General features: G+C 40.3%; 25 protein-coding genes. 15 read left to right on the top strand and 10 right to left on the bottom strand.

All coding sequences use genetic code 11. The features are described 5' to 3' along the window. Positions 1-68: 68 nt before the first annotated feature. The gene (locus V4B17_RS06580) at positions 69-284 is read right to left on the bottom strand and encodes a DUF1674 domain-containing protein (RefSeq protein WP_455479355.1); all 216 of its coding nucleotides are present in this window, start codon (positions 282-284) and stop codon (positions 69-71) included. An 83-nt stretch (positions 285-367) separates the two neighbouring features. Between V4B17_RS06580 and htpX the strand changes: the two genes are divergently transcribed. The 5 genes from htpX to V4B17_RS06555 all read left to right on the top strand — a co-directional run bounded on the left by htpX (position 368) and on the right by V4B17_RS06555 (position 6603). After that, positions 368-1342 (top strand): zinc metalloprotease HtpX, encoded by a 975-nt coding sequence (htpX, locus tag V4B17_RS06575; RefSeq protein WP_455479354.1) that lies wholly within the window; start codon positions 368-370, stop codon positions 1340-1342. Positions 1343-1396: 54 nt separating this feature from the next. After that, positions 1397-2764 (top strand): RsmB/NOP family class I SAM-dependent RNA methyltransferase, encoded by a 1368-nt coding sequence (locus tag V4B17_RS06570; protein WP_455479353.1) that lies wholly within the window; start codon positions 1397-1399, stop codon positions 2762-2764. Positions 2765-2828: 64 nt separating this feature from the next. Then, positions 2829-4538: a heparinase II/III family protein gene (locus tag V4B17_RS06565; protein ID WP_455479352.1), complete on the top strand. Its 1710-nt coding sequence runs from the start codon at positions 2829-2831 to the stop codon at positions 4536-4538. A gap of 147 nt (positions 4539-4685) precedes the next feature. Further along, on the top strand, positions 4686-6302 hold the full coding sequence (gene purH, locus V4B17_RS06560) for a bifunctional phosphoribosylaminoimidazolecarboxamide formyltransferase/IMP cyclohydrolase (protein ID WP_455479351.1): 1617 nt from the start codon (positions 4686-4688) through the stop codon (positions 6300-6302). Positions 6303-6450: 148 nt separating this feature from the next. Beyond that, a complete protein-coding gene (locus V4B17_RS06555; RefSeq protein WP_455479350.1) occupies positions 6451-6603 on the top strand; it encodes a DUF1127 domain-containing protein in 153 nt (50 codons plus the stop codon). A gap of 290 nt (positions 6604-6893) precedes the next feature. Here the strand turns inward: V4B17_RS06555 and V4B17_RS06550 are convergent, their stop codons facing one another. Next, positions 6894-7679 (bottom strand): SURF1 family protein, encoded by a 786-nt coding sequence (locus V4B17_RS06550; protein ID WP_455479349.1) that lies wholly within the window; start codon positions 7677-7679, stop codon positions 6894-6896. Between the two features lie 276 nt (positions 7680-7955). On the opposite strand from V4B17_RS06550, the gene rpmB reads away from it, so the two are divergent. Further along, a complete protein-coding gene (rpmB, locus tag V4B17_RS06545; protein ID WP_455479348.1) occupies positions 7956-8261 on the top strand; it encodes a 50S ribosomal protein L28 in 306 nt (101 codons plus the stop codon). Between the two features lie 111 nt (positions 8262-8372). Beyond that, complete coding sequence (locus V4B17_RS06540) at positions 8373-9059, top strand: VUT family protein (protein WP_455479347.1); 687 nt, start codon at positions 8373-8375, stop codon at positions 9057-9059. Positions 9060-9397: 338 nt separating this feature from the next. Here the strand turns inward: V4B17_RS06540 and cobT are convergent, their stop codons facing one another. The 3 genes from cobT to V4B17_RS06525 form a co-directional block, all read right to left on the bottom strand. After that, on the bottom strand, positions 9398-11299 hold the full coding sequence (gene cobT / locus V4B17_RS06535; protein ID WP_455479346.1) for a cobaltochelatase subunit CobT: 1902 nt from the start codon (positions 11297-11299) through the stop codon (positions 9398-9400). 15 nt (positions 11300-11314) lie between these two features. Beyond that, a complete protein-coding gene (gene cobS / locus V4B17_RS06530) occupies positions 11315-12301 on the bottom strand; it encodes a cobaltochelatase subunit CobS (RefSeq protein ID WP_455479345.1) in 987 nt (328 codons plus the stop codon). 192 nt (positions 12302-12493) lie between these two features. Then, positions 12494-13114, bottom strand: coding sequence for a J domain-containing protein (locus tag V4B17_RS06525; RefSeq protein ID WP_455479344.1), 621 nt, complete (start codon positions 13112-13114; stop codon positions 12494-12496). Between the two features lie 122 nt (positions 13115-13236). Here V4B17_RS06525 and V4B17_RS06520 point away from each other — a divergent pair, with 122 nt between their 5' ends. Next, positions 13237-13515, top strand: a complete 279-nt coding sequence (locus tag V4B17_RS06520; RefSeq protein WP_455479343.1) for a BolA family protein — start codon at positions 13237-13239, stop codon at positions 13513-13515. Positions 13516-13536: 21 nt separating this feature from the next. Here the strand turns inward: V4B17_RS06520 and V4B17_RS06515 are convergent, their stop codons facing one another. Next, complete coding sequence (locus V4B17_RS06515; protein WP_455479342.1) at positions 13537-14505, bottom strand: tyrosine recombinase XerC; 969 nt, start codon at positions 14503-14505, stop codon at positions 13537-13539. Between the two features lie 3 nt (positions 14506-14508). After that, positions 14509-15330: a SapC family protein gene (locus tag V4B17_RS06510; protein WP_455479341.1), complete on the bottom strand. Its 822-nt coding sequence runs from the start codon at positions 15328-15330 to the stop codon at positions 14509-14511. Between the two features lie 132 nt (positions 15331-15462). Between V4B17_RS06510 and rimM the strand changes: the two genes are divergently transcribed. The 7 genes from rimM (at position 15463) to V4B17_RS06475 (ending at position 21588) form a co-directional block, all read left to right on the top strand. Continuing rightward, positions 15463-15993, top strand: coding sequence for a ribosome maturation factor RimM (rimM, locus tag V4B17_RS06505; RefSeq protein ID WP_455479340.1), 531 nt, complete (start codon positions 15463-15465; stop codon positions 15991-15993). A gap of 298 nt (positions 15994-16291) precedes the next feature. After that, on the top strand, positions 16292-16990 hold the full coding sequence (gene trmD / locus V4B17_RS06500) for a tRNA (guanosine(37)-N1)-methyltransferase TrmD (RefSeq protein ID WP_455479339.1): 699 nt from the start codon (positions 16292-16294) through the stop codon (positions 16988-16990). A gap of 212 nt (positions 16991-17202) precedes the next feature. Continuing rightward, positions 17203-17643: a 50S ribosomal protein L19 gene (gene rplS / locus V4B17_RS06495; RefSeq protein ID WP_455479338.1), complete on the top strand. Its 441-nt coding sequence runs from the start codon at positions 17203-17205 to the stop codon at positions 17641-17643. Positions 17644-18137: 494 nt separating this feature from the next. Further along, the gene (sdhC, locus tag V4B17_RS06490) at positions 18138-18539 is read left to right on the top strand and encodes a succinate dehydrogenase, cytochrome b556 subunit (RefSeq protein WP_455479337.1); all 402 of its coding nucleotides are present in this window, start codon (positions 18138-18140) and stop codon (positions 18537-18539) included. Between the two features lie 18 nt (positions 18540-18557). Further along, positions 18558-18944, top strand: coding sequence for a succinate dehydrogenase, hydrophobic membrane anchor protein (gene sdhD, locus V4B17_RS06485; protein WP_455479336.1), 387 nt, complete (start codon positions 18558-18560; stop codon positions 18942-18944). A gap of 5 nt (positions 18945-18949) precedes the next feature. Continuing rightward, a complete protein-coding gene (gene sdhA / locus V4B17_RS06480) occupies positions 18950-20794 on the top strand; it encodes a succinate dehydrogenase flavoprotein subunit (protein ID WP_455479335.1) in 1845 nt (614 codons plus the stop codon). Positions 20795-20808: 14 nt separating this feature from the next. Next, positions 20809-21588 carry a succinate dehydrogenase iron-sulfur subunit gene (locus tag V4B17_RS06475; RefSeq protein WP_455479334.1) on the top strand — a complete coding sequence of 260 codons (780 nt, stop codon included), beginning with the start codon at positions 20809-20811 and terminating at the stop codon, positions 21586-21588. A 1077-nt stretch (positions 21589-22665) separates the two neighbouring features. Here V4B17_RS06475 and virB11 read toward each other — a convergent pair. Genes virB11 through virB9 form a run of 3 tightly spaced genes read right to left on the bottom strand, consistent with a single transcriptional unit; the run spans position 22666 to position 25665 of the window. Next, positions 22666-23727 carry a P-type DNA transfer ATPase VirB11 gene (gene virB11 / locus V4B17_RS06470; protein WP_455479333.1) on the bottom strand — a complete coding sequence of 354 codons (1062 nt, stop codon included), beginning with the start codon at positions 23725-23727 and terminating at the stop codon, positions 22666-22668. After that, on the bottom strand, positions 23702-24859 hold the full coding sequence (virB10, locus tag V4B17_RS06465) for a type IV secretion system protein VirB10 (protein ID WP_455479332.1): 1158 nt from the start codon (positions 24857-24859) through the stop codon (positions 23702-23704). The genes virB11 and virB10 overlap by 26 nt, the downstream gene beginning before the upstream one ends. Next, complete coding sequence (gene virB9 / locus V4B17_RS06460; RefSeq protein ID WP_455479331.1) at positions 24859-25665, bottom strand: P-type conjugative transfer protein VirB9; 807 nt, start codon at positions 25663-25665, stop codon at positions 24859-24861. Before virB9 ends, virB10 begins: the two co-directional genes overlap by 1 nt. Positions 25666-25667 lie beyond the last annotated feature (2 nt).

Genomic DNA, 25667 nt, shown 5'->3' with positions numbered 1-25667 from the left:
ATTTTTATCGATAAAAACGAATTTTCTCGATAAGGGACGTTGATTTTTAAAGAATCAATGTGAAACTTTCAAAAGTCAATGGCGCGGCCTCTAATTTCCCAATCTCCATAGCGTGAAGGGTCTTTGCCGCCGCGTCCTCCATTTTCTAAAGGTTTGTCTTCGTTTTTTTCATTTTTACGCCTTTCTGCAGCTTCATGGAGGGCGCGTTGTGCTGCGGGAGAGAGGGATTGCGGTTTATAAACCATTGCTTTTTGTTTGTTTATTTTCGCGTCTTTTTTATTCATTTTATACTTATTCCATTGAAGAAACAGAAAGAAAGCCCCATCATATAGCATTGATTGATTTTTATCATGGAGTTTTTTTAGTAATGAACATAATGCGTACAGCTATGCTTTTGGCTTTTATGACTGCTCTTTTTATGGGAGTTGGGTTTCTGATTGGAGGGGGCAATGGTATGATCATTGCGCTTTTGATGGCAAGTGGTTTAAATTTTTTTTCTTATTGGAATTCGGATAAAATTGTTTTACGCATGTATGGTGCGCGTGAAGTTGATCATAATTCATCACCCGTTTATTATCAGATTGTAAGTGATTTAGCTCGAAAAGCTTCTCTTCCTCAACCAAAAGTTTACGTTATTGAGAGTGCACAGCCAAATGCTTTTGCTACAGGACGTAATCCTCAAAATGCAGCTGTTGCTGCAAGTACCGGATTGTTAGAGCGGTTGAGTGCAGAGGAAATTGCAGGCGTTATGGCACATGAGATAGCGCATATTGAGCATCGTGATACTTTAACAATGACTCTGGCAGCAACAATTGCTGGAGCGATTTCGATGCTTGGCAATTTTGCTTTTTTTATGGGGAGGCAGCGTAATTCTTCAGAACATTCTCATGGTGCTGGGGCGATTGGGAGTATCATTGCTTTGTTTGTAGCACCTTTTGCAGCGATGCTGGTACAAATGGCTATTAGCCGTACGCGCGAGTATGCTGCTGATCGGCGGGGGGCTGAAATATGTGGTAATCCTCTAAGTTTGGCTTCAGCTTTGCGTAAAATTGCGGGTGGTGGACGTGCGCAGTACAATGAAGAAGCAGAGCATAATCCCGCAACAGCACATATGTTTATTATTAATCCCTTAAGTGGTGAGGGAGCTGATAGCCTTTTTTCTACGCATCCAGCGACAGAGAATCGTATTGCTGCTCTTCATCGGCAAGCAGAAGAGATGAAGCAAGAAATGGTCAAAAATATGAAATGGCGTGAGGAAGGTGGTTTGCAGGAAAAAAATGCTTTTCAACGAGTCACAAAGCGTCCCTCTTGGCTTCGTTATGAAAATTCAAAGAAACCTTGATCATAAAGCTCTTTAGGAAGAATCTTTAGGAAGAAAAGGTATCAGGGTGTTGTATTGAAACGTATGAAAGCGGGGTGTATGTCTGAAAAGCATGTTCCTGGATTGGCTGTACGGCAGGTGTGTGTTCGTCTTTTGGGGGCGGTGCTTGATAGACAGGCGTCTTTGTCTGGTTTGATGGATAATGAGCACGGGCATCCACAGTATTTAGGGCTTTCTCATCGGGACTGTTTGTTGTGCCGAGCTATTTTGGGGGCAGCGTTGCGTCATCGGGGGCAAATTTCAGCTGCTTTATCGCGCTTTTTATCACGACCGTTGCCTTCACAAGCATTTTCACTTCAGCATCTTTTGCATATCAGTGTGGCACAAATTCTTTATCTTGATATCCCTGATCATGCTACGATTGATTTAGCCGTGCGTATGGCTAAAATTGATCCCCGTCTTTGCCGTTTTTCAGGGGTGGTGAATGCTCTTTTACGTAATGTTGCGCGTGAGGCGGATGTGTTACGTCAGCAAGCGCTTGTCATTGAAGGGGTTCCAACGTGGTTTGGACAGCTATTAGTGTCAACCTATGGAGCAGAAAAGGCTGATCAGATTTTGGCAATCCAAAGTGTTGAGCCGCCTCTCGATTTAACTGTGAAATCTGATAGTATTGGATGGGCTAAACGGCTTGGAGGTGTTGTTTTGCCCAATAATTCCGTTCGGCTAAGCAATTTAGGGTGTGCTGTTCAGGATTTACCAGGATATAGGCAAGGAGCTTGGTGGGTTCAGGATTTTGCAGCAGCATTGCCTGTTCGTTTACTTGGAAGTGTTCGGGGCAAACGGGTTGCTGATCTTTGCGCGAGCCCTGGAGGGAAAACGGCGCAACTTGCTTTGCAAGGAGCTGATGTGACAGCTGTTGATATGTCTGCTAATCGGTTAAAACGTTTAAAGGAAAATATGAAGCGGCTTCATTTTTCAGTCCATACGTGGCATGGGGATGTGAGAAATTTTCATCCTGTTCAGCTTTTTGATGCTGTTCTTCTTGATGCTCCTTGTTCTTCTACAGGAACAATACGTCGTCATCCAGATATTTTATGGACAAAATCGATGGACGATGTCGTCAAACTTGCTGCGTTGCAATATGATTTGCTGTTAGCGGCAATTGCTTTGGTGAAGAAAGGTGGTCGCATTGTTTTTTCTAATTGTTCGTTGGCAAAAGAAGAAGGTGAAGATGTTGTTAAGAAAATTTTATCGGCGCGTGGTGACATTGTTTTAGAGCCTATTTGTAAAGAAGAAATGGGGGAACTGGCGCATTTGCTTTCTTCCAGGGGGATTTTGCGCACAACGCCTGCTGATTTTTGTTATGAAAATTTTGATGCTGAGAAAAAAATGTTGTTAGGAATGGATGGTTTTTTTGCAGCGCGTTTCCGAAAAGTGGCTTAATTAACGGTTCATTTACTAAAATGGCTGAAATTACACACGATTTGGTACGTACGGAGATGAGATTGTGGCGATTGCGGTAAAAGGTTCTCAGGTAAAGGCGTCGGACTTTGTGTATATAGCACACCAATTTATGCGGCGCTTATCAGTTGGCCCCCTGTTTCGTTGGCGGTTTTCGGGGTTTCGTCCTCATAAAATTTTAGCGCACCCTATTGATTTGTACTTAGCTGATCCAGTGATGGCGCATGAATTTTATCATGGTCGTTTTGCTTTTGCCGGCCATGTTGTTCATTCTGGTGCTGTTTCACCTTTTTCGTTAGCTGCACCAACGCCAGAATGGGAAGCAGCTTTGCATGATTTTCATTGGCTGCGACATATGACGGCAGCGAAAAGTGATTTAGCTGTAGCACATGCGCGTTCTCTCTTAGAAGATTGGCTTGATCATGGTGGTAAGAAAATAAAAGGGCTGCCTTGGAGTGGATCGGTTGTGGCACGGCGTTTGATTTCGTGGATTTGTCATTCGAAAATGTTGTTGGAGGGGGCAAGTGAGCGGTTTGAAAAGCGTTTTTTGCGTGCGCTTGGTTTTCAATTTCGCTATTTACGCACAGTGATTTGCGGCATGGAACACAATGATCAGCATTTACACGCAGCGGTGGCTTTGACATTTGCATCTCTCGCTTTGCCTGTTTCTGCAGCAATGAAGAAAAAGGCGCAAGCCACTCTTACAAAGGAGCTTTCGCGTCAGATTTTGGTCGATGGTGGGCATATTTCGCGTAGCCCTCTCATCTTGTTAAATTTATTATCAGATTTGTTATCGTTGCGTCATCTTTTTATGCATAGCCATGAAACAGCGCCGCGTATTCTTACCGATTCTATTGAACGTATGTTGCCTGCTTTGCGATTTTTTATTCATGAAGATCAAACATTGGCTCATTTTAATGGGGTTGGACCTCTTGTTTCTGAACGTTTATTAGCAGTTTTAGATCTTGATGAAACGGTTGGACATCCTTTTAGTTATGCACGTTATTCAGGATTTCAGCGCTTACAGGCTAATCGAACAACAGTTCTTGCAGATACAGGCTCTTTTCCGCCACGTTTTGCTGCGGAGCATGCTTGTTCTGGGTGTTTATCTTTTGAAATGTCTTCTCACGGGAGCCGCTTTATTATTAATACGGGTGTTAATCCTTACGGGAGTGCGGAGTACCGACATTTCGGACGTGTTACTGCAGCACACTCGACAGCGACGGTTAATGATTGTTCGGTAGGAGTTTTTCGTAAAAAAAAGAACCGTGGTACTTCCTTTTTACTGGGTGGAGCAACGGATGTTAAAGTGCGGCGTATAGAAGATTCAGAAAAGACCGGTTTTATTGCCAGCCATAATGGTTATGTGCGACCTTTTAATCTTGTTCACGAACGCGGTCTTATTTTAGCGACAAATGGTGCAATGATTGAAGGTTTTGATCGTTTTTTTATTCCAAACAAATGTCAATCAAAAGGATATCGGGAAGGACAAAATGGACAGAATAATGTTGCCGTTCGGTTTCATATTCATCCGCAAATTGAAGTTAATTATGATGGCTACGGTGTGCGTTTAGCCGCTAGAGATGGTCAAGAGTGGTATTTTATGTCGCTTGATGCTGATATTTTTCTTGAAGATTCAATTGATTTTACCGGATTAACAGGTCCGAAACGAACACAACAGATTGTTTTGTATTTTCGTCCTGTATTTCAAGAAAAGGTTCGTTGGCGCTTTGTACGCCGTCAATTGGAGCAATGATGCACTTTTTTATGATACTGATAAAGTGAAAGTTATTCGTTGTGTGTTAAAAGAAAATCATTTTATCCTCTCGGTATATTTTGATAAAGGCGTGTGCTATAAAGCACATAAGCATATTTTTCTCGATTTATTTTTAGGATTCCTGTTATGGGTGTTGTTGCGAAAAATTTTCCCATGCCTGATCTTCATCAGGTTCGTCGTGTTCTTCTTTCCGTGTCTGATAAAACAGGTGTTGTTGCGTTTGCAAAAGCGCTTCACGCTTACGGTGTTGAATTGATTTCAACAGGGGGAACAGCAAAATCCTTAATGGCTGCTGGTTTAGTGGTAAAAGATGTTGCTGAAGTTACTGGGTTTCCGGAAATAATGGATGGGCGTGTCAAAACACTTCATCCTTTGATTCATGGTGCTCTCTTAGGCGTAAGACAAGATCCTAGCCATAGGGATGCTATGGAAAAGCATTGTGTCCATGGAATCGATCTTCTGGTGGTGAATCTCTATCCTTTTAAAGAGACTTCTCAATCTGGTGCTGATGGACAAACCATTCTCGAAAATATTGATATTGGTGGGCCGGCAATGATTCGTGCGGCGGCAAAGAATTATGCTTATACTGGTGTTGTAACAGCAGTGAGTGACTATGATTTGATTCTCGCTGAATTAAAGCAGCATGATGGGTGTTTAAGTTTATCCATGCGACACCAATTAGCAATGCGGGCTTTTGCACATACTGCTGCTTATGATGCGGCCATAGCGGCATGGTTTGCAAAGGATTTGAAGATTGAAACACCATCTTGGCAGAGTTTTTCGGGTCATCTTGCAAGCGTTATGCGCTATGGAGAAAATCCGCATCAACAGGCGGCGTTTTACCGCAATAGTGAGAAACGTTTTGGTGTTGCAACGGCTAAACTTTTGCAAGGTAAGGAACTTTCTTATAACAATATGAATGATACAGATGCAGCATTTGAACTTGTGGCAGAATTTGATCCAAAAAAAACTGCTGCTGTTGCCCTTATTAAACATGCCAATCCTTGTGGTGTCGCAGAAGGGAAGAGTTTAAAAGAGGCTTATTTGAAGGCTCTTCTGTGTGATAATGTGTCGGCATTTGGTGGAATTATTGCTTTAAATCAACCCGTTGATGAAGAATGTGCGGAAGAAATTATTAAAATTTTCACAGAAGTGATTATTGCTCCTGGTGCAACAATGGGCGCACAAGAAATTATTGCGAGAAAAAAAAATCTTCGTTTGTTGATAACAGGTGGTTTACCTGATCCACGTTGTGGAGGGATTATTGCAAAAACACTTGCGGGCGGAATTTTAGTCCAGTCGCGTGATAATATGGTGGTCGATGATCTCAAACTACAAGTGGTCACAAAGCGGGCACCAAACGAAGATGAAATGCGTGATCTTAAATTTGCTTTTCGGATCGTTAAACATGTTAAATCAAATGCTATTGTTTATGCAAAAAATAGTGCAACAGTTGGAATTGGTGCCGGCCAAATGAGCCGTATTGATTCAGCTAAAATTGCCGCGCGTAAGGCTGAAGAAGCTGCGCAGAGAGCGGGTTTAACAGAATCTCTCACAAAAGGGTCGGTGGCAGCATCGGACGCATTTTTTCCTTTTGCAGATGGTCTATTGGCAGTTGCTGAAGCAGGTGCAACAGCGGTTATTCAGCCGGGCGGATCCATGCGTGATGCAGAGGTCATTGCTGCAGCGGATGCACATGGTTTGGCGATGATTTTTACAGGCGTGCGGCATTTTCGCCATTAGTGGTTTTGGCTGGATTTCTCTTTCGAATAAAAGAAGCTCTTCATGTTATAGGCGCATATCTATTATGAAATTATAGCACAACTCTTTTTTATAATTTCCCCTATCTTGTTTCTTATTGAGAGTCAAATAAGGTTTTGAGGTGAAAAATATGAATATTTTACGTTCTTATAGTAATTGGCGCCGTTATCGGCGGACAGTTAATGCGTTGAGCCATCTTTCAACGTATGAATTGAATGATCTTGGCATTTATCGTGGCAATATTAATTCAATTGCTCGGCATTATTCGTATAAGTCTGTTTAAAGTTTGTTTGTGATAGTATTTGAGAGAGTACTTTGTGCGAGCAGGGGAATTGCAGTTGGGTGTTTTTCTTTTCATTTTTTGTATATTAAAGAGAGAACGTGTAAGAAGGGTGTTTGCGCGTGTGCGGTTGTTGGTGTCGTATGCTGTTTTTTGAGAAAGCAAATAGTGGGGGTATGAAATTCTCAACATAACAGTATGAGAATGTGTTTTGTTGAAGGGCAGCCGCTTTTTAAAGAAAGGTCGTTTAACAGTCATATTTCATGGAGGAATGTCTTGTTTTTTGTCTTTATTTAGCGCTTTTGTTGCAATAGGAAAAGAGAACCACCTAGAACACCAGCGGCTAAAATAAACCACGTGATTGCATAGACAAGATGATTATTTTGAAAATGTATGACAGTTAAACCAGCGATGGGTAGATCTTTTTGTGTGGTGGTTTTTTTTCCAGCGTCAATGAAATAAGGAGCAACAGTTGATAGACCAAGTTTTTGTGCCATAGCGGGAAGATCGCGTGTATACCATAGATCGTTATCAGGGTTATTTTTGCGTGGAAAGAAGCCATTTTTTTCGCTCATGCGTAATAAACCTATTATCGTGGTTTGCTCTTTGTGTTGCGTAGAATATTGATGTGTTGAGGCATCCGCATATGATTGCTCTGCGTTGTGAAAGTAATGGCGCGCGTCCATGGGGATAAAACCACGATTTATAAAGGTCAATGCATTGTCGGTTGTTTGTAAAGGGGTTAGGATCCAGTAACCGGTGGTCTCTTGAGTGACAGCCGTGACTAAAATGTTCTTATTTGCCAAAAATTTTCCTGTGATGATGACAGGTCGATACTCATCTTTCTCAAAAGTAACGTGCTCCCATTGATTTTTTGGGGGGGCTTTTATTGGGGGCAAATGAATGCGTTGTTGAGCGCTGGCGATAAGATTGGTTTTCCAGTTTAATCGTTGTATTTGCCAAACACCTAGTGCACTGAAGAGAAGAAAAAAACACACACATAAAGTACCGAACAAAAGAGAAGAAAAACGGATATGTTTTTGTTGAAGCTCTGTCATAAAAAGATCTGCTTTACCCATGATTAATGCTTCCTTTGCAGCAACGGTGTATATCATTTTAGCATGGTTAAGCGTTAAAAAAAATATTGTGTACGTCTTTTATGGGAAAGCATGCAAAAATTAGCCTACAAGAGATGCAAAAGGATTTACAAAAGACTTGACCTTTTGTTATCGACACCCTATTAAAAACATAACTTCTCAATGAGCCCGCTTAAGGGATGTTTTGCGTTTTTTGCGTTTATTCTGTTTTTCGGGTGTTGGGATTTAAGAGTTTTTTAGAGTTTGAAGGTGAAGTTTATGTCTCGTGCCTGCGAATTGACAGGAAAAATGGTTCTTTATGGCAATAATGTTAGCCATGCGAATAATAAAACCCGTCGTCGTTTTTTACCAAATCTTTGCAATGTGACATTGATTTCGGAAGTATTGCAGAAAAGCTATCGCTTGCGCATTTCGGCAAGTGCTTTGCGTTCTGTTGAGCATCGTGGTGGGCTTGATAGCTTTTTGGTTAAAGCTGATGATAAAGAATTGTCGCAACGTGTCCGTTTGTTAAAACGCCAAATCATTAAGAAAAAAGCTGAAAATAAGGCTGAAAAAGCAGCGTAGTTATTTTTAGTTTTAAAATTGTATCGTGCCTTTCTTAATTATAGGGGGCATTTTTTCACTTTTTACTGTTTGATCGCTACATTTTGTTGGTTTCATTCCCAGGTTAAAAAAATGTCTTCAGGACAGGATGTTTTATTCGTACAGCGGGAGAGAAGGTATATTGCTTTCTCTATTTTTGCGATGTGTCTTGCTGTGACTGCTTCTAATATTTTGGTTCAGTATCCTGTCTATTGGTTTGGTTTAAATGAACTCCTAACTTATGGTGCTTTTACCTACCCTTTTGCTTTCTTGATTAATGATTTGACTAATCGTTTTTATGGTCCATTTGCAGCGCGACGTGTGGTTTATGTTGGTTTTGTTGCTGGTGTTTTTGTTTCTGGGATTGTGGCGACTCCGCGGCTTGCAGTTGCTTCTAGTTTGGCATTTTTATTTGGGCAGCTTCTTGATATTATTGTTTTTACTCCTTTACGGTATAAAACATGGTGGAAAGCACCTTTAGCAGCTGCGTTGGTTAGTTCAGCTTTGGATACAATTTTATTTTTTGCTCTTGCATTTTCTAGCTCTTTTGCCTTTATCGATCATATAACAGGCTATATCGATGGTTCATTTCCGGGGACTACTTTTTTGGGAAAGGTTGAGATTCCAATTTGGCTCTTACTTGCTATTGGTGATTTTTTAGTGAAAATTGTTATGAATCTGTTTATGTTGATTCCCTATGGAACAATTCTTAGAGCTGTAAAAATCCCTCCTTATAAAAATCATTTAAAAGATAATTCATCTTTTGTGGGTGACGAATAGTATTTATTTATTCTCCTCTTATTCTTGAAGATGGGAGGGAGTAGATATTATTTTATAATAACAAATTGATTTATAATAATAATTTCGAATACAATCAGATTATCTGATTCCAAATCACCTCATAATAAATCAATAAAAATTATTCATTTGTATGTTATGGTCAGGGATGTGGGAGCCAAAATCGTTTAAGAAAAACTAAGAATAATTTTCACGAATCATTTAAACTCAGGGGTTTTTGGCAATATTGAGGGCTGACAAACATAATGATGGTGTCGGTTTGTATAGATGCGTATTTCAATGTCACAAAATGTTATCGTGCTGCTGATTTAAAAAGTTGTTTAAAATCTTTTCTGAGTATAAGCTTTTTTATTGCTGAAAAGCGTTTCTAATTGTTTTGTTATAGCACCAGCAAGTTCTTCGGCATTCATAATTGTGACAGCGTGTTGATAATAGCGCGTGACATCATGTCCGATACCAATAGCAATGAGTTCTATAGGAGAATGTGTTTGGATCTCTTGAATTACTGCGCGTAAATGTTTTTCCAGATAATTGCTGGAATTAACCGACAGTGTTGAATCATCTACAGGAGCTCCATCAGAAATGACCATAAGAATGCGGCGTTGTTCACGTTGTGATAAAAGGCGTTGATGTGCCCAAATCAATGCTTCACCGTCGATATTTTCTTTTAATAATCCTTCTTGCATCATTAAACCTAAATTGCGCCGTGCTCGACGCCATGGGGTATCAGCACTTTTATAGATGATGTGGCACAAATCATTGAGGCGCCCCGGATTATGAGGTTTGTTTTGGGTAAGCCACTGTTCGCGCGATTTTCCCCCTTTCCAAGTTTTTGTAGTAAAACCTAAAATTTCAACTTTGACACCACAACGCTCAAGAGTTTGTGCTAAAATATCCGCACAACTTGCTGCAACAGTAATTGGTCGTCCGCGCATTGATCCTGAGTTATCAATGAGGAGTGAAACAACGGTATCACGAAATTGCGTATTGCTTTCTATTTTAAAAGAAAGTGGTTGCATTGGGTCGATGATAAGGCGGGGAAGTCGCGCTGTATCAAGATATCCTTCCTCAAGGTCAAAATACCAATGGCGGTTTTGTTGTGCCATAAGGCGGCGCTGTAGGCGATTGGCTAAACGCCCAACAATGTTTTGGAGATGATTGATTTGCTTATCAAGACAATGTCGTAAGCAATTCAATTCGCTTTCAGGACAAAAATCCGTCGCTTCCAGAACTTCATCAAACTGTCGGGTGAAAACTTTATAATTGCCAAGTTTTTCCATTTGTTCTGAAACATTGAAAAGGTATTTGGATTGGCTTGATTTTTCTTGCCAAGAACTTCTGTCTTGTTCTTCCTTGGCTTTATCACTGTTATTTGATTGTGTTGCTTGTGTTTTTCCTTCGTTTTGTGCATCACTTTCTTGTTCTGTTGTTGTTTGTTCTTCACTTTGTGTTTTTTTTTCGTTGTTGTTTTTTTCTTCTGCTTGATTTTGCAGTTCACACTCTTTTTTTAATTTCTTATTTTTTTTACTGTCAGAAGTTTTTTCTAGTTTAACTGCCATTTTTAGTGCAGCAAGCATTTGACGGACAATCTGTGCAAAAGCATGTTGGTTGTAAATATAGTGTGTTAATTCGTTTAATTCTGTTGCAGCTTTTTTTTCGATTTCTTGACGCCATAACTCTAGGACAGCTCCAGATTCTTTTGGCGGAGGGCGTTTAGTTATTTTTTCACGCAATAAAAGCGCAATTGCTTCTTGAAAGGGAGCTTCACTTTGAGTGCTAATCTTTTTATAATGGGCTCTCTGGTATTTATCAGCGAGCATTCCATCAAGATTTTGAGCAATTCCTTTCATGGCTAAAGTGCCGATTGCTTCAATGCGCGTTTGCTCGAGAGCATCAAAGACAGCACGTGCTTCTGATTCTAGAGGAGCGAATTGTGTGTGAATACGGCTATCATGCCATGCCGTGCGCAGAGCCATGGAATCGCCTAATCCGCGAATAATCGTTATGTCTTTATTTGTTGTATGTTGTGGTAGTTCCGGTAAACGTGCATGATTTTCGCTTAAAGATGGTCTGTTACGGCTAAAGGAAACTTCAAGCTCTGGTGTGCCAGCAATGGCGCGAATACAGGTGGAAAGTGCTTTTTTAAAGGCTATGGTATCAAGAGTTATGTGGGGAGAATCATTTGTTAAATTTTTCCTGTTATCACCAGTATCGGTAGCCATGATTTACATGTTCCTCTAAAGAAAAACACCATGAATGAGTGATTCGGGAAGTTCTTCTCCAAAGGCACGTTGGTAAAATTCTGCGACAGTGGCACGTTCGAGTTCATCACATTTGTTGAGAAAGGTCAGTCGAAAGGCAAAGCCAACATTTTGAAAAATCGTCGTATTTTCTGCCCAAGTGATGACTGTACGTGGGCTCATGACTGTTGAAAGATCCCCATTAATAAAAGATTGGCGTACCATACAAGCAACATGAACCATTTGTGAAATTATCTTTTTTCCCTTTTCTGTCTGAAAAGATTTGACCTTTGAACAAACAATATCAACTTCTTTATCATGAGGCAAATAATTGAGTATCGTCACAATAGACCAGCGGTCCATTTGGGCTTGATTGATTTGTTGTGTGCCATGATAAAGTCCTGTTGTATCACCAAGACCTATGGTATTTGCGGTTGCAAAAAGACGAAAGGCTGAATGAGGAGTGATGACACGGCTTTGGTCAAGCAAGCTTAGTCTTCCGGAAGCTTCAAGGATGCGTTGGATGACAAACATAACATCGGGACGGCCTGCATCATATTCATCGAAAACAAGAGCAATATTGTTTTGATAAGCCCATGGCAAAATTCCCTCTTTAAATTCAGTAATTTGCAAGCCATCTTTTAAAACGATGGCATCTTTTCCTACAAGATCAATACGACTGACATGACTGTCGAGATTAATTCGTATACAGGGCCAGTTAAGACGTGCAGCAACTTGTTCAATATGTGTTGATTTACCAGTACCGTGATAACCAGAAATCATGACACGGCGATTAAATGCAAAACCTGCTAAAATGGCTAAAGTTGTTTGCTGATCAAAAAGATAATCGGGGTTTATATCGGGGACGTGAGGGCTTTTTGCGCTAAAAGCAGGAACTTTCATATCCGTATCGACATTGAATAGATCACGAGCGCAAAGTGTGATATCGGGCACATTTTCGACTGTAGGTTTTGCTTCTGTCATTGTTTTTCTGGAAAGAAAAGGATGGTATTCTATTTTCATTCGTAAAAAACGATACAAGAGTTAGAGCACTTATGCAATGCCTCATGGTGAAAGTATTGGACACTAGAGAAGTCTTTTACCAGATGTTCTATAGTATATTGTGAAAACAATGATGATTCGTACAAAAATTATTTTGCATGGGCATGCATTCCCCTAGCACAAACCAGATTTTTTGAGCAAATTATAAGCGTGTAAAACATCACGAAAGCGCTCTTCTGAAGAACGGTTGCCGCCATTGGAATCAGGATGGTGTTTTTTTACCAGCTCTTTATATTTTGTTTTGATATCTTCAGCAGAAGCGTTTGCTGGTAACCCCAATGTCTCTAAGGCTTTGGCTTCTAAGGGCTTTAATTTTCGTGAGAAATTGTTGGTTGAATGACGTTGGGTAAACAATGTGAATGGATCACGCATACGGTTTTGGTAGGCAGCAGTTCCAGAGCGAATCTGTGCATAATTAGCAGCTGTTTTTTTTGATGTGCCATTGCTAAAATCGGTAGGCCATGTTGGACGATGCCCTGTGAGGGCATCCTTTTGAAACTTTGCAATATCTTTATCGCTAAGGCCAGAGAAGTAATTAAAATTTTTGTTATAAGCACGTACATGATCAATACAAAAATATAGATATTGGCCTTCGTGATTCCGACCTGCAGGTGCTTTATGGGCGCCTGCTTTTTCACAACCTTCCCATTGACATTGCTGTTCTTGTGATTCAGCTTGCTCCTTTTTATTGGAGCTGATTCGAATCGAGTCAAATAATTTAGATGTTATTACCATGTTCTTAGGCTTATGCAAAATTGATCGGTTTGACAAGAATTGACTTTTGGAAAATTTATTTTCACACTTATTTAGTGATGAAATAATGTGCATTGCACTGTTCATTTCGTGAAGGAACAAGAATGTCTATTGCAATTCAAACAACGATTCAAATGAAACTCCAGGATGCATTTCATCCGCAGGAACTTGAGGTGATTAACGAAAGTCACCTTCATGCAGGGCATCTCCATGAAGAGCATGCTTTTGATGGTAAAGGGGAAACGCATTTTCGGGTAAAAATCCTCTCTTCTTCTTTTTCGGGTATGACGCGCGTGGAGATACATAGGGCAATTTATCAAGTTTTACAGAAAGAATTAGCAACATGTGTTCATGCTTTGGCACTTGAGATTGCATCTGTTTAATTTCTCTTTTTATTAAATTTTTCAGGAACGGGGATGCGCTTTTTGATAAATTTCCAACAAGCGGTCTGTATCGACGTGGGTATAGGTTTGGGTGGTGGAGAGGCAGGAATGGCCAAGAAGTTCTTGGATGGTACGCAAATCTCCTCCACGTGACAAAAGATGAGTCGCAAAAGAATGGCGCAGAGTATGAGGCGTGGTGGTTTCTGGTAAACCAAGATTTGCGCGTAAATTTCGAACAGCCCGTTGGATAATGGCTGGCTGCAAGGGACCACCACGAGCGCCGCGGAACATTGGTTGGTTATCCACTAAGGGATATGGGCAGCATTTGAGATAATCGTGTACTGTTTCGTAAACAATTTTTATGAGGGGCACAAGGCGTGTTTTTTGACCTTTTCCAGTGACAAATAAGCTTGTTTTTTCAGGAACAGAAAACTGTTTTGGTGTGAGTGCTAGAGCTTCTGATATACGCATGCCACAGCCATAGAGAAGCATTAAAACGGCGGTGTTACGGGCAGCAATCCATGGTTCATTTTCTTGTTGATTTTCTTGTTTTACTACACGAAGTGCGGATTTTACAGCCAAAGGTTTTGGGAGTAATTTTGGTTGTTTTGGGGTTCGGACAAGCTTAGCCGCGGGGACATTGATGATGCCTTCTCGAGATAAGTATCTGAAAAAAGATCGCAAACCCGCCATGCTTCGGCTTAAAGAGCGGGCGCTTACGTTACATGTACGGCGATAAGCCAAATAAGCGCGCAAATCAACAACACGCAAATTGGCAAGATCATCAAAAGTTGGTTCACGCCCTAAATGTTGACAGAGAAAAAACAAAAATTGTCGTGTATCACGCTCATAGGCGTGTGCTGTTTGTGTTGCCATACGACGCGCTTGTACAAGATTATCTAACCAGTTTTTTCTTGCGGTCAAAATGGCATGGTTTGCTGGAATTAGGAAGACATTTTTGCCTTTTTTCGGGTCATCTTTTATGGACATTTCTTAATTGAGAGTTTCTTTCTTTTTAGATTTTTTGTTGTTAGAGTGATCATTCTTTTTTTGCGGTTTCTCTTCACGATCGGTAAACTGCTTCTCGCCTTTTAGCGAAAGTATTTTTAAAAGATTATGCGTTGACATAAGGTGCGCAAAAATCAATCCCAAAAAGCCATTTTTATGGAGCTTAGCAAGTTGACTCGCTGAGAGTTTATTCAGTTTTTCCTCATCAACAATCCAAAAATGTTCTAATTGCGCTGAAAGGCCTTTGTCATTTTTTACGTTGATGGATTTTTGACTGAGAAGGTCCATATCTACAATGGCGTCAATAAATTCAGAGGTTTTTTCCATAGCAATTTTAAAGCCTTCAAGAAAACGAATACGCTCTTCCATAAAAGGAGAAATAGAGCCATCAGAATTAAAAAGTTCTGTGCCTGCGACTTCATTAAACATACCTGACTGTTGATCAAAGCAAACAGAAAGCTCTTTTTCATTTTGAATTTGCGCAAGAACAAAAGGATAGCGACGAACAAAAGCCGGCACATAAGTATTTGTTTTCCAACTTTTATCAGAAGCGATATAATCATTTTCATCGTTAGAAAGACCTACAAGAGCAGCGGATGTATAGTGTCGCTTCTTTTGTTCATCTTCTGCGCACATAAACAAAATGGGATAGTCTAGTGCTGCTTGAAAATATTCACTACTTGCTAAAGGAACCCAGTGGGTATCCTTGGCGAAAGACATATCACTTGGAGGAGAAAATTTCAGATTTTTATGAAAAATTTTGTTGATTGGGATGATATCTTTGTAAAACAGCATAACATTTGCCATAAGATTTTTCCTTTAATTAATTTGTTTTTGTTACCAAGAGAGGTTTTTCGGGAAGATTTTTTGGCATGGCAACAAGATCGAATAGAAAATTATGAGATTGAAGGATTCACTTTTGAGAGATGATATTTTCACATGGAGTATAATAAAAAAAAGCTTAAAAATAAAGTCTGTCTTGCCATTATTGGTTTGCCTCATGGTATAAAAGGAGACGTTTTGGTTAAGGTCTTGAGCGCTGAACCACAGCGTTTAAAGACTTACGGTGTTCTCTATGATGATATGGGGCGTTCTTATGAAATTGTAACTCTTCGTGTACAGAAAAATAACGCGATTGTGCATTTTAAATGGGTTGAAGATCGTAGTGCTGCTGAGAACCTAAAAGGGATTCGCCTTTATGTCGCCCGCGACCAATTAGTAGATGATCTGGACGAGGATGAATTTTATCAAGTCGATCTCATCGGGCTTTGTGTTCAGGATTATGTGGGTCAAGTCCTAGGAGAGGTGAGTGGTTTTTTTAATTTTGGAGCTGGTGATTTGCTTGAAATACGGTTGAATACGCATAAAACCGTGCTTATTCCTTTTAGTAAGGCAGCTGTGCCAGAAATTTGTATTGCCTCTGGTTTTGTTGTTGTTAATCCATTGGCCGCTGGTTTAAGCGATGATTAAAGAGAACGATGGTTCGAACTAAAATAAAAGTTGTGGCAATAAAATGAAAGTGGAAAGTGAAAGAAGGAAAAAATGCGTTTCTGAACACATGTGTTAGCATTTTATGCCGAAATGTTTCTTGGATTTTTAGGTTATTCGTTAGCAGGGAAAACTTTAAAGCAGAGGATATGATCATTGGAGACAGTGCAAATTATGGATTTTGCTTTAGATAAACACCATAGCGTTGATGATATACCGGCTGGTAGTGCTTTAGATTTGGTGCAGTTTAGGCTAAAGGTGGTTATGAAGGAATGAAGAAATGAAGTTTCAAGCGCGCATTTTGACACTTTATCCTGAAATGTTTCCTGGATTTTTAGGTTATTCGTTGGCGGGGCAAGCTTTAGAGCGGGGGATATGGTCATTGGAGACAGTGCAAATTAGGGATTTTGCTTTAGATAAACACCATAGCGTTGATGATACACCAGCTGGTGGTGGTGCTGGTATGGTGATGCGGGCGGATGTATTGGCGGCAGCGCTTGATAGTTGTCCACATGATTCGCCAAGGTTGTTGATGAGTCCGCGTGGGAGGCTTTTTAATCAAGCGGATGCGCGCTCTTTGGCACATGAATCGGGAGTAACCTTGGTTTGTGGGCGTTTTGAGGGGGTCGATGAGCGGGTAATAGAAGCGCGGAAATTGGAAGAAGTATCCATCGGTGATTATATCCTTTCAGGTGGGGAAGCGGCTGCGTTGGTTCTTTTAGATGCTATTGTACGTCTTTTACCAGGGGTTATGGGCAATGAGGCTTCTGGAAAATGTGAAAGCTTTGAGAATGGTTTGCTGGAATATCCTCAGTATACACGTCCTTCTCTTTTCGAAGGACGGAGTATTCCACCAGTGTTAACATCAGGTCATCACAAAGTTATCGCTGATTGGCGTCAACAGCAAGCTGAACGGTTAACATGTCAACGTCGCCCTGATCTTTATGCCCGTTATGATAAAAATCGTCAGAAAACTTGATTCACGTTGCAAGGTAGTGTATTGCATGGCTCTCTTTTTAGAGAGTTTTTCTGCGAAGGATTTTCTGTAGTTCCAAAATTAAATTAAGAAATGGTGTATTCGCTCCTGCATGAAGCATAGCTTGAAAAACCGCTTTCCTTTTTATGAAAAGGCTTTTTCGGCAAAAGTTGGGCGCTCTGGCTGTTCGATAAAGAACGTGAAGGATAAAAGAAATGAATATTATCGCACAGCTTGAAGCTGAACAATGTGCAAAAATTGAAGCAAAACGCAAATTGCCTGCCTTTCAACCAGGAGATACAGTTCGTGTCATGGTGCGCGTGACTGAAGGAACACGAACGCGTATTCAGGCTTATGAAGGAGTTTGTATTGCACGTTCAGGTGGTGGGTTAAATGAGACCTTTACAGTGCGAAAAATCTCTTACGGTGAAGGTGTTGAACGTGTCTTTCCAATTTATTCTCCCTTGATTGAAGGTGTTGATCTTGTGCGTCGGGGTAAAGTGCGTCGTGCAAAACTCTATTATCTTCGTGGTTTGAGGGGTAAAGCAGCACGTATCGCTGAAAAAAGAGATCATCGGAAAAAAGGCGTAAAGGGTGCTGAAGGGGTAAAAACAGCTGCTGCTACAGTGGATGCTGCAAAACAACCTACTGAATAAATGCTATCACGGTTATAGAGTTCGCGAAAAAAACGCTTTGGTGCTGCTTTATATCGGTGGTGATTCGTATCTACAGTTAAAGAAGCATCTTTAAATGTTAACAAAAACGTTAAAATCATCAAAAATATACGCTTTTGTTTTTTTCATGATAGTTGAAGTTGAAGATCTCGTGGGAATACGTCGCTGATCTTTTGAAGTAGAGCCAAACGTATCTGAAAAAAATACATGTTTATACTTCAGAAATGATGTTAGACCTTTGACGTGAAGGCTAAATTATACTAAATAAAGCAAAATAAGGCAAGTTTTACAGCTTGTACCTGTAAAACAATCGGTTTTTTTATGCGTGACCTTTAATCCGTTATTTGAGATAACCGACCTGTAAATATTGGCTCCTTAGGTGCCAAATTAAGTAGAAACGATAATGTACTTGGTCGTTTTGTGCGAGTCTTTTCGATCATAGTACGGTTGCAGTGAACACTAGGTCAGGATATTTTATGACAGAGACAACTAGGATAAAAGAGCGCCCTCGTTCTCCCCATGTGAGTATTTATCGCTGGTCCATCACTATGGCGATGTCGATCGCGCATCGTATCACTGGTATGGCTCTTTATTTTGGAATGGTTTTTCTCGCTATTTGGCTCGTTTCCATTGCTTGTGGGGCTGAAGCGTTTAAAACAGTTCATGAGATTTATAGTTCTTTTCTTGGACTTTGTATTTTGTTTCTTTATACGCTTGCTGGAGTTCATTACATGGTTGGTGGTATCCGCCACATCGTTTGGGATATGAAGCCTTGCCTTTTGGATAAAAAAAAGGCAACAACAACGGCTTGGGCAACAGTTTTTATCTCTCTTATTATTACTTTTACGATTTGGATTATTGGATATAGCATTGTTTAGTTGGGGGTGGAAAAAGGTATGGAAAAAGATTTTCGAACAGAACTTGGAAAAGTGCGTGGACTTGGGAGTGCGCATGAAGGAACAGAGCATTTTTGGCTAGAGCGTTTGACAAGTTTTATTAATTTGCCGTTTTTTGTTTTTTTTATCGTTCTTATTCTCTCGCTTATTGGGAATGATTATAGTATTGTGCGTGCACGGCTTTCACATCCTCTTGTTGCTATTTCAATGGGACTGCTAACTTTTTCAACCCTTTATCATATGAAACTTGAAATGCAGGTTGTTATTGAAGATTATATTCGGCATGAAAGTATGCGGATATTATTCTTGGCGCTGAATGTTTTATTTTGTTTTGTTCTTGGTGGTGTAATCATTTTTTCTCTTTTAAAAATTGCATTAGGGGTTTAGACAATATGGTAGGCACTGGATCGTCTCTTGGCGCTGGAGTAAGTAACGCCCCTTATCACTATGTGGATCATAAATTTGATGTTGTTGTTGTCGGGGCAGGTGGCGCTGGTTTGCGTGCAACGCTTGGTATGGCTGAACAGGGATTAAAGACAGCGTGTGTCACAAAGGTTTTTCCAACTAGGTCGCATACGGTGGCAGCACAGGGTGGTATTGCAGCATCACTTTCCAATATGGGGCCTGATAATTGGCAGTGGCACTTGTACGATACGGTAAAGGGATCTGATTGGTTGGGCGATACAGATGCAATGGAATATTTGGTGCGTAACGCACCGGCTGCTGTGTATGAATTAGAACATTATGGGGTACCTTTTTCGCGTACAAAAGAAGGTAAAATTTATCAACGCCCCTTTGGTGGACATACGACAGAGTTTGGAGAAGGGCCACCAGTTCAACGCACTTGCGCAGCAGCTGATCGTACAGGACATGCGATCTTACATACGCTTTATGGACAGAGCTTAAAACATAATGCGCAGTTTTTTATCGAATATTTTGCGCTTGATTTAATTATGACTGATGGTGTGTGCACGGGAATTGTGGCGTGGAATCTTGATGATGGTACAATACACCGTTTTTCTGCTAAGATGGTTGTCCTCGCAACTGGTGGATATGGACGTGCCTATTTTTCGGCAACATCGGCGCATACATGTACGGGTGATGGTGGTGGAATGATCGCACGTGCTGGATTGCCGCTTCAGGATATGGAATTTGTTCAATTTCATCCCACAGGGATTTATGGTTCTGGTTGTTTAATCACAGAAGGAGCCCGTGGTGAAGGAGGATATTTGGTTAATTCTGAGGGTGAACGCTTTATGGAGCGGTATGCACCTTCCTTTAAAGATTTGGCTTCACGTGATTTGGTTTCTCGTTGTATAACGATTGAAATTCGTGAAGGTCGTGGGGTTGGTTCAAGGAAAGATCATATCCATTTGGTTCTTAGCCATATTGATCCCGCTATATTGCATGAGCGTTTGCCTGGAATTTCTGAATCAGCACGGATTTTTGCAGGGGTTGATGTGACAAAAGAACCTATCCCCATTCTTCCAACAGTTCATTATAACATGGGCGGTATTCCTACAAATTACTACGGGGAAGTGCTCAATCCAACCTCTGATTCGCCTGATTGTGTTCAGCCAGGTTTAATGGCGGTGGGAGAAGCTGGATGCGCTTCTGTTCATGGTGCTAATCGTTTGGGATCAAATTCATTAATTGATCTTGTTGTGTTTGGTCGTGCAGCTGCAATCCGTGCTGGTGAAGTGATTGATCGAGATGCGGAAATTCCTCCCCTTAATGAGGACGCTGTTGACAAAATTATGGCTCGTTTTGATCGTTTACGCTTTGCTAAAGGGGCGATGCCAACAGCCGCGTTGCGTGAAAAAATGCAACGTACTATGCAGGAAGATGCTGCTGTATTTCGTACTGCAGATTCTTTGCAACAAGGATGTCAGCGGATGAGTCAAATTTGGGGTGAATTATCTGATCTAAAAGTAACAGATCGTTCGTTGATATGGAATTCTGATTTGGTTGAAACATTAGAACTTGAGAATTTGATGGCAAATGCCATCATGACCGTTTACTCTGCAGAGGCTCGCTTAGAAAGTCGAGGAGCTCATGCGCGTGAGGATTATCCAGAGCGTGATGATAAAAATTGGCGTAAGCATACGCTTTCGCGTTTATCAAAAGATGGTAAGGTGACATTGTCCTATCGACCTGTTCATGTTGATCCGTTAACATCTGAAGAAGATGGTGGTATCGACTTAAAGCGCATTGCGCCTAAAAAACGTGTTTATTAAGGGGAGAATGAATTATGGTACAAATTAAGCTTCCCAAGAATTCTCAAGTAAAAGCTGGAAAGGTTTGGCCTAAGCCTGAGGGTGCTACGCAGATGATAGAATTTCACGTTTATCGTTGGTCACCCGACGATGAAGAAAATCCTCATCTTGATACATATTATGTAGATCGCTCGGTTTGTGGCCCGATGATTCTCGATGGACTTTTATTCATAAAGAATCATATTGATCCAACTTTGACACTTCGCAGATCGTGTCGTGAAGGTATCTGTGGATCGTGTGCGATGAATATTGATGGGACTAATACGCTAGCTTGTACAAAAGGTATGGATGATGTGAAGCATCCGATTAAGGTGTATCCTTTGCCTTCTATGCCGGTAGTTAAAGATTTGGTTCCTGATTTGAAGCGTTTTTATGCGCAGCATCGAGTGATTGAACCTTGGTTGCAGACCGTTTCGCCTGAGCCTGCGAAAGAGTGGTTGCAAAGTTACTCCGACCGTCAAAAAATTGATGGTCTTTATGAGTGTATTTTGTGTGCATGTTGTCAGACATCATGTCCGAGTTATTGGTGGAACGGTGATCGATATTTGGGACCAGCTATTTTGCTTCAGGCTTATCGTTGGATTGCTGATTCACGTGATGAGATGTGCGGTGAGCGTCTTGATAATTTAGAAGATCCTTTTCGGCTTTATCGGTGCCATACGATTATGAACTGTACGCAAACTTGTCCAAAGGGTTTAAATCCAGCTAAGGCAATTGCTGAGATTAAAAAGCTCATGGTTGAACGTCGCTTTTAAAAATTAATCAATTAATGAGAGTCATGAAAGAGGCGAGGGGGTGTGTAGAATTTTTTCTTTTTTTGAACCATGAAATTTAATCTATAAAAACTTATTGGATTTTATATGCGGATTTAAAAAAGCACTTATCGTTTTTAAAAGATGGATATCTATCTTTTTGAATAGGGGCGATGCCTCATTGAAAAATACGTCTTGAATGTGAAATAAGTAGCTGTGACGGATTGGTGTTGCTTAAGCGGTTTTGATTTTCACAGAAATTATACTTAATTTTGATAAATTTTCATGGGCGACAAATTCTGCATTCTTTTGCATTTCTTCATGAAAAGAGACATAGAAATTTTTGCTGTGGTTTAGGTTTTCATTTTCTCACAATCTTTGGATATAGATGTATGGATGGGGTGTATGTTTTGGAGTAAAAGCTTACGTGCACAACCGTTCCTATGGTTAGGAAGTGGTGTGCGATACTGCAAAGTTATGCTAACGAAGAAGCTAAAAATGGGATGAGTTACCATCAAAAATTAATAAAATTGGTTTCAAGATATTTTGTGATACAAGTTTGATTTTCTGAAAAATAAAGTATGATATAAAAAAATTTCAATAGCAATTGCTCGCAATAAAACGGTAATGAGGTTCAACATTTTATGTTGTTCATTGCCGAACTGAAAAGGCAATTTGTTACTATTCAATCGGAATTTATAATGCATTAAGCTATACACATTGATATATTATATGAAGAAGTTATTTGATAAAAAACATTTGTGCTGATGATTACAGAGTAGAATGTGGAATTTTGGAATGATAAGTTATTACACTACAATCACTTGTGGTTTTGTAGTATGTGTATTGCACAGAAATTACGTTTATACGTAAATTGAGAGATCTCTCTTTTTTTGAAATATTTGTTGTGTAGCGATTTTTCTTTGGAATTGTATTATCAACTTTTCACTTTTTTTATTATAAGAGCATGAAAGATTCATCAGAAAAGTAGGTGGATGAGAGAGTTTATTTCAAAAATTAGTAAAAAGCTGCGGCACACTGTTGTGACTGTTGTGGCCTTTATGATACTAAAGAATTTCCTTAAACTATCTTTGATTTAGAAAAGATTGGGTCGTAAAAGATTTCAGAAAGTTTTCGATCTTTGAAGAACAATACCACGTCTACTGTAGTGTAAAGTACGACCTTTATCATTTCCAATTCGAGTTGACGACCAACTTCTGATCTTTTAATCAATGTGGCACACCGTTCAAACGTTTGCAAAGCATTGTTGGCATGTGTTGTTGTAATTGACCCAGGATGACCAGTGTTCAATGAGTTGAGATACTCCCACGCCTCATTACCACGCAGCTCAGCGAGAAAAATGCGGTCAGGCGATTGACGTAAACACGCATCTAGGCATTCATCAGCTGAAACACGACCGGCGCCGTTGCCATAAATCATATGTACGTGGTTGGGATGATTGGGTAAAAAAAGCTCATGAACATCCTCAATCGTGATAATACGCTCTTCTACAGGTACTTTTTCAATTAAGGAACGAGCAAATGTTGTTTTACCCGATCCTGTTTTTCCCGCGATGATGATATTGCGTTTGTGAAGTACACATTCTTTCAAAAAATCAAGAATTTTTCCATCACGTTTGAGTTGCAGGAGTTGAACTTCAAATGGCTCTAATCGTGTGAAATCTTGTTTTAATAATAAGCTATCTGCTTCCTTTTCTGAAGGTTTATTAAAGCTTACATCGGCAAAATCATCAAATGCGCCTTCATCGTTGAGTTCTTCTAGCGTTTTAACTGTGAGAGAATGTTTACGAATCACAAAAGATAGTTCACCATCGATGACAGCTGGTGTTTGTATAATTGTACCGCGCTGTCCTCTAGGCAACCGCACGTAATTGATGCTTTTGGGAGCTATACCGTTATAAACAATAATAGCTGTGATAAGTGTCTGCAAAAAAGCAGTTGTTAATTCTGGTACGCTGTGTAGTTGCCAACCTACGAGATTTTTCGCCCAGACCTCACAGGGGCGGCAGATTGATAATTCAGTGATTTTCGGATCTTCCAAAAAATGATCAAGTGGCTGCAAAAGTTGTGCAACTGCTTGATCTTTTTGTATTGAATTAGCGTGCAACGAGGCTGTAGACATTACTAAAATCCAGATCACGAGCAACGAAAATATTCACTCTCTCACCTTGGTTTTTATAAAGCGTTGGAACAATGTTAATAGAGTTTTGAAGGATATCTGTCACTACCGATTCAGCATTCTGCATACCCTGGGATTGTTTTTGTTCTTTATTTTTTTGGCCAATTTTACTTTTTACCCATTCTCCAAAATCACCAATTATACTCACCATGATTGCACCACCAAACCGTTGCCAAAAATGTGTATCAACCCAACCGCCGATACCAGCCTCTCCAAGAGGACCAGTACCAGGTGAGTCAAGATTGACGACAATACCAGAAGGCGTTTCAATACGCGACCATTGCACAAAGACACGCGCTTGTCCTTGTTGTAAGCCGCTTTGGTAAAAACCAACAACTTTAGAACCACGGTCCAGCAAAACAACACGGCCACTCGTAGAATAAACATCACGCGTTAGATGACAAGTTGTCATCCCCGGTTGTGATGTAATTATTTTTGTTTCTAGTGTGCAGTCTATTTGCGTTCCCTGCGTAATCAGGAGATCACGATTACGAAGTTGAACTGCGCGTGATTGATCTAAACGTACAGGCTGCAGGTTATTGAGTAATACACCACTACTCTTATCGTCGTCAGATTTATCATTTTTCGAATATTCCGCACCACCTTCACCACCACCGTTATTAAGGCTAGAATTGAACATACGACTGCGTGCTAATTCTTCAGAGTCCTTAACTAAATGTGGTGGAAGCGTCGTTTGAAGAAGTTTGGCCCAAGCCGCTGGAATCTCTTGTGTCGAATCCTCTGTTTGTGTTGGTTTTTCCATCTCTTCTACGATCTTTGGTTCTTCTATAATACGAGGAGTATATTGTGGTATAATTTGTTGTACCGTTTGTTGAGGTTTTTCTTCCTCCACTTCTATGCTATTACGCATTTTTAAAGCTTTCCAGGTTAGAGCAATTGGTACAATAATTATGATAACAAATCCTATTATCAACAATATGCGCGCGCCAGGAATTGTTGGACGGCGTTCTAAAACTAGTTCGGAACTGCCATAAGCACCATCAATGTGTTCTTGTTCTGTATAATTTGGTTCCGCACTTTTATTGATGTCATCTCCTTTCTTATCGTTGAACATTATTTCTCTCCTTTATTGATGCGATGAACCACCGAAGATATCGTTCCAGTTGTATTTGGTATGCCATTGGGATCATAGGCTTCATTGAAAACAGCTAAAGCGCGTTTGCCAAGTCGTACGAGCCATTTAGGGTTGACCTTGTGAACAGCGATAATATCGTTGGAACTGCCTACAACAGTGCGTGGTATTAGGCTTTCATTGCCTTCAGCATCCACTACGTAGATTGATGGCATGTCCATGTTGGCGGAAAACTTAAAATAGGTAACGCGTCCATTGTCCCAAACATTTATCGGAGCAATATCCTGATTGCCACTCATGGTATAGTTGAGGTTATAACCTTTCACACCCTTGAGAAAACCACGCTCAATAGCAAGATGTTGATTATCTTCTTCAGGCGTTTGCGTATTTGAATCGGGATAATGGAATGCTAATTCATAAGTGGAACTTGCGCGGTCATTTCGAAATTGTAGCCGGAATTTGTAGCTACGCTTGTCAGTTACAACGATGAGATTCGTATTGGCAAGTTCTGCTTTGGGTTTAATAAAGATATGCCGTCCCTTATGCGCAAAGGCATAGGCATCCGAATCACCAAAGGCGTGGGTGACATACTGTTCGCCTTCTTCAAGGATGATATGTGTTGCTACACCGAGAACGGTTTCAATTTGAACTACATCAGCCATGTTATACGTTACGTAGCGAATGCGGTGATCATATTGTGAATTAGACGGGGTTTTGAGCGCTTGCACGGGCACCGTATAAAGAGAAGAAAACAAGGATAACAAGGCAAATAACGCAAGTTTTTTCATAA

Source organism: Bartonella sp. B23 (assembly GCF_053793815.1).
Note: the sequence above shows the minus strand (reverse complement) of the source record. Positions and strands in the feature narration are given on the sequence as shown.